The organism is Pseudomonas sp. FW507-12TSA, assembly GCF_058781435.1.
The window spans coordinates 26,717-38,320 of the sequence record NZ_JBYSWT010000025.1 but is presented as its reverse complement, the minus strand read 5'-3'; the positions used below and the strand labels follow the sequence as shown (position 1 = coordinate 38,320).

Here is an 11,604-nt window from a genome sequence, read left to right as displayed (position 1 = left end):
GTTCGAGGAATATCCATGTCGCCCTGGCTGACAGTAGTGGGAATCGGTGAAGACGGCTTCAAGGGCCTGGGCCGCAATGCCCGCCATGCCCTGTTGGGCGCTTCGCGGATCGTCGGCGGGCAACGTCAGCTGGAGCTGCTGCCGGCCTGCATCCGTGGCGAACGCCAGCCGTGGCCCAGCCCGTTTTCCCTGGAGCCGGTGCTCGCCCAGCGTGGTACCGCGGTGTGCGTGCTGGCCAGCGGCGACCCGATGTTCTTCGGCGTCGGCGCCAGCCTGGCGCGGCAACTGCCCGCCGAGGAATTGCTGATCTTGCCCGCGCCCTCCTCCTGCGCCCTGGCCGCCGCGCGCCTGGGCTGGCCCCTGCAGGAAGTGGTCAGCCTGTCGCTGGTGGCGCGGCCATTGGCCGCACTCAACGCGCAGTTGGCCAACGGCCTGCGCCTGCTGGTGCTGAGCAATGACCGCCACAGCCCGGCGGCGGTGGCCGGCCTGCTGCGCGAGCGCGGCTTCGGCCCGAGCCGGATCAGCGTCCTGGAACACCTGGGCGGCCCGCTGGAGCGGCGTATCGACGGCACCGCCGACGACTGGCAAGACCCGGCCATCGCCGACCTCAACCTGCTGGCCATCGACTGCCGTGCCAGCCTCGACGCGCCACGCCTGTCGCGCCTGGCCGGCCTGCCGGACTCGGCCTTTGCCCATGACGGCCAGTTGACCAAGCGCGACGTACGCGCCATGACCCTGGCCCGCCTGGCCCCGATGCCCGGCGAGCTGCTGTGGGATGTCGGTGCCGGCAGCGGCTCGATCGGCATCGAGTGGATGCGCGCCCACCCCAGTTGCCGCGCCCTGGCCATCGAGGTCGACGCGGGCCGCCAACAGCTGATCGAACACAACCGCGACACCCTGGGCGTTCCCGGGTTGCAACTGATCCGTGGCAGCGCGCCCCAGGCCCTGGCTGGCCTGGAGCGCCCGGACGCGATCTTCATCGGCGGCGGCGTGACCCGCGACGGGGTGCTCGCCACCTGCTGGGAACGGCTCAAGCCCGGCGGCCGCCTGGTGGCCAATGCGGTGACCCTGCAAAGCGAGATGACCCTGATGGACTGGCGCCAGCGCCATGGCGGCGAGCTGACCCGCATCCATGTGGCCCAGGCCCAGCCGCTGGGCGAGTTCGACACCTGGCGCCAGGCACTGCCCATCACCCTGCTGGAACTGCACAAACCCCAGGACCCAATCTGCACGCCATCCGGGGACGTGCCCCATGCGTGAGGAAACCGCCGAACAGCCCGCTCCACTGCGCAGCGGCCTGACCACCGGCAGTTGCGCCACCGCCACCAGCCTCGCGGCCGCCCGCCTGCTGCTGGGCAACGTCGAGGCCGATGCGGTGGATATCGTCCTGCCCAAGGGCAAGGAGGTGCGGATGCGCCTGGAGTTCTGCCGGCGCACCACCGACGGCGCCGAGGCCGGGACCATCAAGGATGCCGGCGACGACCCGGACGTGACCCATGGCGCCCTGCTCTACTCCCAGGTACGCCTGACCCATGAGCCGGGCATTCGCTTCGTGGCCGGGGCCGGGGTCGGTACCGTGACCCGCCCCGGGCTGGTCCTGGGGGTGGGCGAGCCGGCGATCAACCCGGTGCCGCGGCGGATGATCGGCGAGCACCTGCAACGCCTGGCCGAGGAACAGGCCTACAACGGCGGCTTCGAAGTCACGGTGAACGTCGAGGGCGGCGAGGCCCTGGCGCAGAAGACCATGAACCCGCGCCTGGGGATTCTCGGCGGATTGTCGATCCTGGGCACCAGTGGCATCGTCCGGCCGTTTTCCTGCGCGGCCTACATCGCCTCGATCCACCAGGGCATCGATGTCGCCAGGAGCAACGGCTACCAGCACGTCGCCGCCTGCACCGGTAACGCCAGCGAAGACACCATGCGCCGGGTCTACGACCTGCCGGAAATCGCCCTGATCGAAATGGGCGACTTCGTCGGCGCGGTCCTCAAGCACCTGCGCAAGGCCCCTGTGGATAAACTCAGCCTGTGCGGCGGCTTCGGCAAGATCAGCAAGCTGGCCGCCGGGCACATGGACCTGCACAGCCGCCACTCCAGCATCGACCTGCCGCAGCTGGCGCAATGGGCCGCCGAAATCGGTGCCGGCCAACCGCTGCAAGAGGCCATCCGCCAGGCCAATACCAGCCAGCAGGCACTGGCCATGGCCCGCGCCGCCGGAGTCGCCCTGGGCGATGCGGTGTGCCGCCATGCCCTGGACTTCGCCCGCAGCGTGGTACCGGCCCAGGTCCAGGTGGAAGTCTTCGCCATCGACCGCCAGGGCGGCATCGTCGGCCATGCCGGAGCCCAGTCATGAGCCGCATCCTGCTGCTGGGTGGGGTCACCGAGGCCCTGGCCATCGCCCGCACCCTGGGACCTGAACATGTCTACAGCCTGGCCGGCATCGGCCGGGTGCCCGCGGACCTGGCCTGCCAGGTGCGGGTCGGTGGGTATGGCGGAGCCGAGGGCCTGGCGCAGTTCATTCACGCCGAGAACATCGGCCTGCTACTGGATGCTACCCATCCTTATGCCGCGCAGATCAGCGCCAATGCCCAGGCCGCCGCCCGGCTCGCCGGCATTCCCTGCTGGGCCCTGCGCCGCCCGGCCTGGCAAGCGCAGCCCGGGGACGACTGGCGCGAGGTGGCCGACTGGCCGCAACTGATGCAAGCCCTCGAACCTTTCCAGCGACCACTGTTCACCCTGGGTCGTGAACCCTTGCAGCATCTGGAGGAAATTCCCCCCGGCCAGTTCTGGACCCTGCGCGCCCTGCAAGCCTGCCCGGGCAACGAGCGCTGCGAAGTGATCGGCGCCCGCGGCCCGTTCCAGATCGACGACGAGCGCGAACTGTTCGCGCGCCGGCGCATCGATGTGCTGATCTGCAAGAACAGCGGCAGCAGCGCCACCGAACCCAAGCTGGAAGTGGCCCGCGAACGGGGAGTACCGGTGTTGATACTCAAGCGCCCCGACCTGCCCGAAGTCGATCGCCATTTTACCGAAGTGCCCCAGCTCCTGGCCGCCCTCGAGCGGCTGTCCAGCGCCTGACAGCAAAAAGCGCCGCGCCTCACCTCAACCTGGGAACGCCCTGGCTGTGCCCGCCAGTCTCCTGCCTTAACTTCCTTGGGAGCTCGGCAACGACCGGCTGCACGCCCGGTCGTCGCAGCGTTGCCTTTCATCTGGCAAATGAGTTGCCAGGGGCGTATCCCAAGGAATACAGCCGCCATGTTCGGCTTCGAGCAAACCCAGGAGTTCAGCCACTGGCTCACTCGCCTCAAGGACCCTCAGGGGAAGACCCGCGTACTGGCCCGGATCAGGGCAGCGCAACTAGCAGACCATTGAAAAATGTAGGCGAGGCAGCCAGCGCAAGGCAAAAACAGGCGAAAAAGCGCAGTTTACGAGTGGTAAATGAGCATTTTACCGGGCTGGCGCACCAGCCTGTTTTTAACGCCGCGATGGCAACGCAGGTAGTTTTTCAACGGCCTGCTAGGGCGGTTCGGCGACTGTGTATCAATAGGAGGTGGAGTCCATGAGATGCGTATCCACCGTGGGCCCGGCTACCGGGTGTACTTTTCACGGCGAGGCGAACGGATCTACCTGTTGTTGATCGGTGGCGACAAGAGCACCCAGAGTCGCGACATCCAACGAGCCCGGCAACTGGCTCACGACCTCAAGAGCGAGGACTGAAACATGCGCACCCCCGTGACCCGCTTCGATGCGGCCGACTACCTCAAGACCCCGCAAGACATGGTGGCCTACCTCGATGCCTGCTTCGAGGAAGATGCCGGTGATGGCGTGCTGATCCGCGCCGCCCTCAACGACATCGCCCGCGCCCGGGGCATGACCCAGGTAGCCCGGGACACCGGCCTGGGCCGCGAAAGCCTGTACAAGGCGCTGGGCAGCCAGGGCAATCCCGAGTTCGCGACTATCATCAAGGTGATGAAGGCGCTGGGACTCAAGCTCCAGGTCAGCCCGGCCTGAGCCAGCACTGCGACACCACACCGCACACGGTGTTTTTTTACTTATCCACAGCGATCAGGCTAAATACCCGCCTGATCGCTCAACCGACGGATCGTCACCATGTCCCGACAACGGCTCGCATTTGCCTGGATCGCCTGCTTCGCAGTGCTGTTCAACATGCTTGCCATGCCGCTTTCCGGGGCCATGCAGAGCAGCGACCAAGGGCTGGATGAACAACTGCTATGGGGCAGTTTCTGTTCCTCCAGCGGCACCAAGATGATCGCCATCTCCCTGGGCCAGCTCGAGCAAAAAGCCCCGCAAAACGACGATCACTCGAACATGCAGCATTGCTGGTGCTGCTCCGGCTCGGCGCCCCTGGTGGCCCTGCCTGGCCATGCGCCGCAGCTGTACTTCACCCGCTTCATCGCCCAGCCGGGCGCCCCGCAACCGCCGCTCGAGCAACTCACCCCGCGCCAGCAATGGCCCAGCCTGAATCCCGGTGCACCGCCTCTGGCATGATTCCCTTTCGCAAGTGACCTGCGTTTTTGAATCGTTCTGGAGAACCACCATGCTCAAGTCTTCCCTGGTCAAGCACGCCCTGCTGCTGGCCGCCCTGCTGTTGCCTGCCAGCTTCGCCAGCGCCCATGAATACAAGGCCGGCCAATTGCAGATCGACCATCCCTGGTCCCAGGAACTGCCGCCGAACGCGCCGACCGTCGCCGCCTACTTCGTGCTGCACAACCCGGGCAAGAACGCCGACACCCTGCTCAGCGTCGAGACGCCGATCGCCGGTCGCGCCGAACTGCATGAGCATGTGATGCAGGGCGACATGATGAAGATGCAGCAAGTGGCCAAGGTGGTCGTGCCCGCCGGTGGCGAAGTGCGATTCGCGCCCATGAGCTATCACGTGATGCTCATGGAGCTCAAGGACCGCAGCCTGCTCAGCGATGGCAAGCGCTTCCCGCTGACCCTGCACTTCGAGAAGGCCGGCGACGTCACCGTCGAGGTCGCCGTGCAGAAGCAGGCACCCGGCGCAGCGCAAGAGCATCAGCACGCTCACTAAGCACTGACCGCCGGTCCCATCCGTGAACGCCCCGCTCGCGCCTGGCCGCAGGCGGTCCGCAGCACGCCGTACCTCCATAGGGGTGCGGCGCGGCAGCTGGATCAGCCTGTTCGCCATGCTGATGATCTTCATCGGTCCGCTGATTTCCCAGTCGATGCCGATGAACATGTCCGTATCCATGGACATGGGCAGCGGCGTGTCCGGCTGCCACGGCGATAACCCACACGCTTCGCACCCTGCAAAATCCCAAGGCGAGCAACATGTGCTCTGGGAGAAATGCGGTTATTGCAGCCTGCTGTTCAACTGCCCGGCACTGCCATCGGGGCTGTCATTCGCCCAGCTCGATGCACCGCTGGCCCAGCATTTCCTGATCCCCGCCACGCGCCTGGGCCACGCCCGGCAGACCGTGTTCCCCGGCGCGCTGACCCGCGCTCCGCCGATCGACGCCTGAGTCACCTGCTCACTCCACACGGCCGGCTGTCAGCACGACAGGCGTGCGCTCGCGGCCGTGTCATTCAAGACCGATCGATGGAACCATTATGTTTTCTGCTGACTCTCGCCTGGGCGTTGCCCAGCCAACCAAGCCCTTTGCCCTGAACCCGTCGCGCCAGCACTTCAACCGTGCCCTGGCCGTGCTGTGTGGTGCCCTGCTGACGCCCCTGGCCATGGCCGACGAGGCTTCGGCCGAGCACGCCCATCACAGTACCGAGCTGAGCCCGACGGTGATCACCGCCATCGCCCCCAGCTCGCCCCTGACCGTGGTGACCAACCCCAAGGACCCGCGCCAGCCGGTGCCGGCCAGCGATGGCGGCGACTACCTCAAGACCATTCCCGGCTTTGCCCTGGTGCGCAACGGCGGCACCAACGGCGACCCGGTGCTGCGTGGCATGTTCGGCTCGCGCCTGAACATCCTCACCAACGGCAGCATGATGCTCGGCGCCTGCCCTGGCCGCATGGACGCCCCGACCTCCTACATCTCCCCGGAAACCTACGACCGGCTGACGGTGATCAAGGGTCCGCAAACCGTACTCTGGGGCCCCGGCGCCTCCGCTGGCACCGTGCTCTTCGACCGTGAGCCCGAGCACTTCGGCGAACTCGGCACCCGGGTCGACGCCAGCCTGCTGGCCGGCTCCAACGGCCGCTTCGACAAGACCCTGGACGCAGCCGCTGGCGGCCCCCTGGGTTATGTGCGGGTGATCGGCAACACCGCCCACTCCGACGACTACAAGGACGGCAACAACGACACCGTCGCCTCGCGCTACGACAAATGGAACGGCGATGTCGCCCTGGGCTGGACCCCGGACGCCGACACCCTGCTGGAGCTGACTGCTGGCAAGGGCGACGGCGAGGCCCGCTACGCCGGTCGTGGCATGGATGGCTCGCAGTTCAAGCGCGAGAGCCTGGGCCTGCGATTCGAGAAATCCAACATCGGCGAGGTCCTGGACAAGGTCGAGGCCCAGGTCTACTACAACTACGCCGACCACGTGATGGACAACTACAGCCTGCGCACCCCGTCGGGCAGCGGCATGATGGGCATGCCCATGGTCAGCAACGTCGACCGCCGCACCCTGGGGGCACGGATCAAGGCCACCTGGCGCTGGGCCGATGTGCAGTTGATCGGCGGCATCGATGCCCAGACCAACGAACATCGCCAGCGCGGCGGCATGGGCGTGGATGCGCACAAGGGCCAGCCCTGGACCAAGGACGCCGACTTCCACAACTACGGCGCCTTCGGCGAGCTGACCTGGTACGCCGCCGAGCGCGACCGGTTGATCACCGGCGCCCGCCTCGATCGAGCCTCGGCCAAGGACTACCGGCAGAGCATCAAGTCGGGAATGATGAGCCGCCCCAACCCCACCGCCGGCGACACCCGTGCCGACACCCTGCCCAGCGGCTTCGTGCGTTACGAGCATGACCTGGCCGACAGCCCGACCACCCTGTACGCCGGTCTCGGCCACGCCCAGCGCTTTCCCGACTACTGGGAGCTGTTCTCGCCGAAGATGGGCCCGGCCGGCTCGTTGAACGCCTTCGACTCGATCAAGCCGGAAAAGACCACCCAACTCGACTTCGGCCTGCAATACCAGGGCGCCGACATAGAGGCCTGGGCCTCGGGCTACATCGGCCAGGTACGGGACTACATCCTCTTCGACTACAACTCGAAAATGATGGGCATGAGCACGTCCCGGGCCGAGAACATCGACGCCCGGATCATGGGCGGCGAACTGGGCGCGGCCTACAAGCTGACCTCCAACTGGAAGGCCGATGCCACCCTGGCCTACGCCTGGGGCAAGAACAGCAGCGATGGCAAGGCCCTGCCACAGATGCCACCGCTGGATGCGCGCTTCGGCCTGACCTACAGCGAGGACGACTGGAGTGCCGGCGCGTTGTGGCGGGTGGTGGCAGCGCAGAACCGCGTCGACCTGAACAAGGGCAACGTGGTCGGCAAGGACTTCGGCAAGAGCGGCGGCTTCGGCGTGTTCTCCCTCAACGGCGCCTACCGCATCAACAAGAACCTCAAGCTCAGCACCGGGGTCGACAACCTGTTCGGCAAGGCCTACGCCGAGCACCTGAACCTGGCGGGCAACGCCGGCTTCGGCTACCCGGCCACTGATCCACAAGCCATCAAGGAACCCGGCCGCACCCTCTGGACCAAGGTCGACCTGAGCTTCTGACGAACCGTTGCGGCCGCTGCACGACCGTGCGCAGCCTGCGGCAGCGGCTACCCCAGGCACCTGTGGCCGCTGCCGAGCGGTCGAGGCTGCGACAAGGCCCGCTGGGCCTTCAGCAGTGGTTGCAGGTGCCACCCATAACGAAAGATCCACAGCCTTGCGGAGCGCTTCCCGATGAACCGACCCAAAGTGTCTTTCTACAACCTGGCCTGGCGCTGGCATTTCTACGCCGGGCTGTTCGTCGCCCCTTTCATGGTGATGCTGGCCCTGACCGGCATCGTCTACCTGTTCAAACCGCAACTCGATCCACTGATGTACCCCAGCTTGCTCAAGGTCCCCGCCGGGCAGCACAGCCTGGCGGCCGACGAGCTGCTGCAACGGGTCCAGGCGGCCTATCCCCAGGGCCATATCAAGCAGTACCTGCCACCTGTGGATGCCGGGCGCAGTGCCCAGTTCGTGGTGCAGCACAAAGGCCAGGAACTCAATGTCTTCATCGATCCCTACCATGGCGACGTGCTCGGCGAGCAGGATGCCAAGCGCAACCTGCAGGCGGTGGCCCGGGCCATTCACGGCGAGCTGATGCTCGGCACCGTCGGCGACCGGCTGGTGGAGCTGGCGGCCAGCTGGAGCATCGTCCTGGTGATCTCGGGCCTGTACCTGTGGTGGCCACGGGGCAAGTCTTCGGCAGGCGTGCTATGGCCACGCCTGAATGCCCGGGGCCGGCTGTTCTGGCGCGACCTGCATGGCGTGCTGGGGTTCTGGGGCGCGGCCTTCCTGCTGTTGATGCTGCTCAGCGGCATGACCTGGACCGGCTTCTGGGGCAAGCAGTACGCCGACCTGTGGAACCGCTTCCCGGTGGCCATGTGGAACGACGTACCGACCTCCGACCAGCAGGCCGGCGAGCTCAACAGCGCCACCCGCCAGACCGTGCCCTGGGCCCTGGAGAACACGCCGATGCCGATGTCCGGCGACCATGCCGAGCACAGGGGCCACGCCATGGCCGCAGAGGCCCCGGCAGCGCCGGCCATCAGCCTGCAACAGGTCCAGGACATCGCTCGCCAGCGCCAGGTCGAGCCCGGCTACAGCATCACCCTGCCCAGCAGTGCCACCGGGGTGTTCACCATCGCCCTGTTCGCCGACGACCCGCGCAACGACGCCACCCTGCATGTCGACCAGTACACCGGCAAGGTCCTGGCCGATGTGCGCTGGCAGCACTACAGCAATGTGGCCCGGGCCACCGAGCTGGGCGTGATGTTGCATGAGGGCAAGATGTTCGGCCGCTTCAACCAGCTGGTAGTACTGGTGGTGTGCCTGATGATCCTTCTGGGTGCGGTGAGCGGCATCGTCATGTGGTGGCAGCGTCGCCCTGCCGGCCGTCTCGGGGTGCCGCCGCTGCGCCACGATCTGCCACGCTGGAAAACCGCGATGCTGGTCATCGCCCTGTTGGCCGTGACCTTTCCCCTGGTAGGCGCCTCGCTGGTGGTGGTGTGGCTGCTGGATCGCCTGGTGCTCTCGCGCTGGAACCGCGATCGTGAATCTGCCTCATCTTCCACATGAATCAGCCGAGATGCGCATTGCAGAGGGCTCTGTACAATCCCCGCGCTTTAGCCGCGCACAGATATAGTGTTACTTTATAACACTTGATGTAAGCTCCTTGCCCGCAGCCCCCCCACTGCGGGCAACCCTCTCGAAGAAGCGATTCACCGCCCCGATGAACAAGTACCTGCTGTCCAGTCTCTGCCTGCTCGCCCTGCCGTCCCTGTCCCAGGCCGACGATGCCACCCTGACCCTGCCCACCGGCACCATCTCTGCCGCAGCCAACGACAGCAACGACAGCGTCAGCCTGAGGACCCCGACCACCGCTGGTTCACGCCTGGGCCTGAGCGCCCTGGAAACCCCGGCCAGCACCGACAGCCTGAGTGGCGAGCGCATTCGCGCCCGGGGCGATCGCAGCATCCAGGACGCGGTATCGCGCAGCGCCGGCATCAGCCGCACCGGCACGCCCGGGGACGGCGGCACCTCGTTGTCGGCCCGGGGCTTCACCGGGCAGAGTTCGGTGATGCAACTCTACGATGGCAACCGCATGTACACCGGCATGGGCACCGTGACCTTTCCGGTGAACAGCTGGGCCGTGGAACGGGTCGACGTACTGCGCGGCCCGGCCTCGGTGCTGTACGGCGAAGGCGCCACTGGCGCGGTGATCAACACCATCCCCAAGAAGCCCTTCAATGGCGAGATCGAGAACCACCTGCGCCTGGGCTACGGCTCCTTCGATCGCCAGCAACAGGCCCTGGACAGTGGCGGTTCGCTAAGCGACAGCCTGAGCTACCGGCTCAACCTCAATCGCGAACGCAGCAACGGCTGGGTCGACCGTGGCGATTCCTCGGGGGATTTCGTCAGCGCCGCCCTGCGCTGGCAGGCCCGCGATGACCTGGCCTTCACCCTGGCCCACGACTACGGCGACCAGAACCCGATGAACGACTTCGGCACGCCGCTGATCGACGGGCGCTTGCACAAGCGCCTGCGGGACAAGAACTACAACGTCAGCAACGACAAGCAGCACTACAACGACCAGTGGACTCGCCTGACCAGCGAGTGGCAGATTTCCGATAACCTCAGCGCCAGCAACGAGCTGTACTACCTCAAGGCCCAGCGCCGCTGGCAGAACGCCGAGAACTACAACTGGAGCACGGCGGACCGGCAACTGAGCCGCAGCGGCTACTTCGGTATCGGCCACCAGCAGGAACAGGTGGGCGATCGCCAGACCTTCACCCTCAAGCACTCGCTGTTCGGCCTCGACAGCCAGACCCTGGTCGGGATGGACTACAACCGCATCCGCTTCCATATGAAGAGCAACTCGCCCTTCGATGACATCACCCCCCATGGTGACCCCATCGACCTGTACCACCCAGCCAAGGGCGAGTTCATCAGCAACAGCCCCTACCGCGATCAGTTCAAGACCACCACCAGGCAGATGTCGGTCTTCGCCGAAAACCGCCTGCAGCTCAGCGAGCGCTGGTCCCTGGTGACCGGTATGCGCCGTGACTATGCGCATATCGATCGCGATGACTTGAAGGACGGCAGCCAGAGCGACAAGACCCTGACCGGCAACAACTGGAAGGCCGGCCTGGTGTTCGCCGTCACCCCGGACACCTCCCTCTATGGCCAGTACTCCACCAGCACCGATGGTGTCGGCGGATTGATTTCCCTGAGTCCGGATCAGCAGCAATTCGACCTGTCCACCGCCAAGCAGACCGAGGTTGGTCTGAAGCAGGCATTCTGGGACCAGCGCGGCGAATGGACCCTGGCGGCCTACCACATCGTCAAGAAGAAGCTGCTGATAGATGTGCCTCAAGTTCCCGGGGTTGCGCCCCGCAAGGATCAAGTAGGCCAGCAATCCTCCAATGGCCTGGAGGCCAGCCTGGACCTGCAACTGCCCCATGCCTGGCAACTGCAGGCCAACGCCGCCATCGTTCGTGCCCAGTACGATGACTTCACTCAGATTGTGGATAACCAGACAGTCTCCCGCGATGGCAAGCGCCCGGTGGACGTGCCACGGCGCACCGCCAACCTGTGGCTGAGCAAGGCCATCAACGACGACCTGCAGGCCGGCGCCGGGGTGCGCTACGTGGATGCGCGCTACGCCGACATGGCCAACCGCAACCAGCTGCCCAGCTACACCGTGGTGGACGCCAACATCTCGTGGCAAGCCTTGCGCAATACCACCCTGGGCCTGCAATTGAACAATCTGTTCGACCGCCAGTACGCCCAAAGCCAATACAATGACGGCCAGCAATGGATACTCGGCGAGCCGCGCTCGTTCTTCGTCACCGCCGACTATCGCTTCTGAACCCTTGCCGGACCACCGGCAACCACACGGACAAG

Annotated in this window: 10 protein-coding genes and 1 pseudogene; all 11 read left to right on the top strand. The window is 66.0% G+C overall.

The genetic code is table 11. From position 1 onward, the window contains the following. Positions 1-15 precede the first annotated feature (15 nt). The 11 genes and pseudogenes from cbiE to AC3WK8_RS22020 all read left to right on the top strand — a co-directional run bounded on the left by cbiE (position 16) and on the right by AC3WK8_RS22020 (position 11,569). Positions 16-1,260 (top strand): precorrin-6y C5,15-methyltransferase (decarboxylating) subunit CbiE, encoded by a 1,245-nt coding sequence (gene cbiE / locus AC3WK8_RS22070; protein WP_103325874.1) that lies wholly within the window; start codon positions 16-18, stop codon positions 1,258-1,260. Beyond that, entirely contained in the window at positions 1,253-2,350 is a 1,098-nt protein-coding gene (locus tag AC3WK8_RS22065; protein ID WP_103325875.1) for a cobalt-precorrin-5B (C(1))-methyltransferase, read from the top strand. Before cbiE ends, AC3WK8_RS22065 begins: the two co-directional genes overlap by 8 nt. Then, positions 2,347-3,075 carry a cobalt-precorrin-6A reductase gene (locus AC3WK8_RS22060; protein WP_103325876.1) on the top strand — a complete coding sequence of 243 codons (729 nt, stop codon included), beginning with the start codon at positions 2,347-2,349 and terminating at the stop codon, positions 3,073-3,075. Before AC3WK8_RS22065 ends, AC3WK8_RS22060 begins: the two co-directional genes overlap by 4 nt. 438 nt (positions 3,076-3,513) lie before the next feature. Then, positions 3,514-3,714 (top strand): annotated as a pseudogene (locus AC3WK8_RS22055) (type II toxin-antitoxin system RelE/ParE family toxin); the annotation flags it as partial. Positions 3,715-3,717: 3 nt separating this feature from the next. Then, on the top strand, positions 3,718-4,008 hold the full coding sequence (locus AC3WK8_RS22050) for an addiction module antidote protein (protein ID WP_022642042.1): 291 nt from the start codon (positions 3,718-3,720) through the stop codon (positions 4,006-4,008). A 99-nt stretch (positions 4,009-4,107) separates the two neighbouring features. Continuing rightward, positions 4,108-4,506, top strand: coding sequence for a DUF2946 domain-containing protein (locus tag AC3WK8_RS22045; protein ID WP_068577095.1), 399 nt, complete (start codon positions 4,108-4,110; stop codon positions 4,504-4,506). Positions 4,507-4,555: 49 nt separating this feature from the next. Beyond that, on the top strand, positions 4,556-5,050 hold the full coding sequence (locus AC3WK8_RS22040; protein WP_022642040.1) for a copper chaperone PCu(A)C: 495 nt from the start codon (positions 4,556-4,558) through the stop codon (positions 5,048-5,050). 22 nt (positions 5,051-5,072) lie between these two features. Next, the gene (locus AC3WK8_RS22035; RefSeq protein WP_256592336.1) at positions 5,073-5,501 is read left to right on the top strand and encodes a DUF2946 domain-containing protein; all 429 of its coding nucleotides are present in this window, start codon (positions 5,073-5,075) and stop codon (positions 5,499-5,501) included. 88 nt (positions 5,502-5,589) lie between these two features. Further along, positions 5,590-7,722 carry a TonB-dependent copper receptor gene (locus tag AC3WK8_RS22030; RefSeq protein ID WP_103325877.1) on the top strand — a complete coding sequence of 711 codons (2,133 nt, stop codon included), beginning with the start codon at positions 5,590-5,592 and terminating at the stop codon, positions 7,720-7,722. A 171-nt stretch (positions 7,723-7,893) separates the two neighbouring features. After that, positions 7,894-9,276, top strand: a complete 1,383-nt coding sequence (locus tag AC3WK8_RS22025) for a PepSY-associated TM helix domain-containing protein (protein WP_103325878.1) — start codon at positions 7,894-7,896, stop codon at positions 9,274-9,276. 154 nt (positions 9,277-9,430) lie between these two features. After that, positions 9,431-11,569 carry a TonB-dependent receptor gene (locus tag AC3WK8_RS22020; protein WP_103325879.1) on the top strand — a complete coding sequence of 713 codons (2,139 nt, stop codon included), beginning with the start codon at positions 9,431-9,433 and terminating at the stop codon, positions 11,567-11,569. Positions 11,570-11,604 lie beyond the last annotated feature (35 nt).

Excerpts from the sequence above, each read along its gene's own strand:
- AC3WK8_RS22025 (WP_103325878.1), top strand. The coding sequence starts at position 7,894 with ATGAACCGACCCAAAGTGTCTTTCTACAACCTGGCCTGGCGCTGGCAT.
- AC3WK8_RS22050 (WP_022642042.1), top strand. The coding sequence starts at position 3,718 with ATGCGCACCCCCGTGACCCGCTTCGATGCGGCCGACTACCTCAAGACC.
- AC3WK8_RS22020 (WP_103325879.1), top strand. The coding sequence starts at position 9,431 with ATGAACAAGTACCTGCTGTCCAGTCTCTGCCTGCTCGCCCTGCCGTCC.
- cbiE (WP_103325874.1), top strand. The coding sequence starts at position 16 with ATGTCGCCCTGGCTGACAGTAGTGGGAATCGGTGAAGACGGCTTCAAG.
- AC3WK8_RS22060 (WP_103325876.1), top strand. The coding sequence starts at position 2,347 with ATGAGCCGCATCCTGCTGCTGGGTGGGGTCACCGAGGCCCTGGCCATC.
- AC3WK8_RS22030 (WP_103325877.1), top strand. The coding sequence starts at position 5,590 with ATGTTTTCTGCTGACTCTCGCCTGGGCGTTGCCCAGCCAACCAAGCCC.
- AC3WK8_RS22040 (WP_022642040.1), top strand. The coding sequence starts at position 4,556 with ATGCTCAAGTCTTCCCTGGTCAAGCACGCCCTGCTGCTGGCCGCCCTG.
- AC3WK8_RS22045 (WP_068577095.1), top strand. The coding sequence starts at position 4,108 with ATGTCCCGACAACGGCTCGCATTTGCCTGGATCGCCTGCTTCGCAGTG.
- AC3WK8_RS22065 (WP_103325875.1), top strand. The coding sequence starts at position 1,253 with ATGCGTGAGGAAACCGCCGAACAGCCCGCTCCACTGCGCAGCGGCCTG.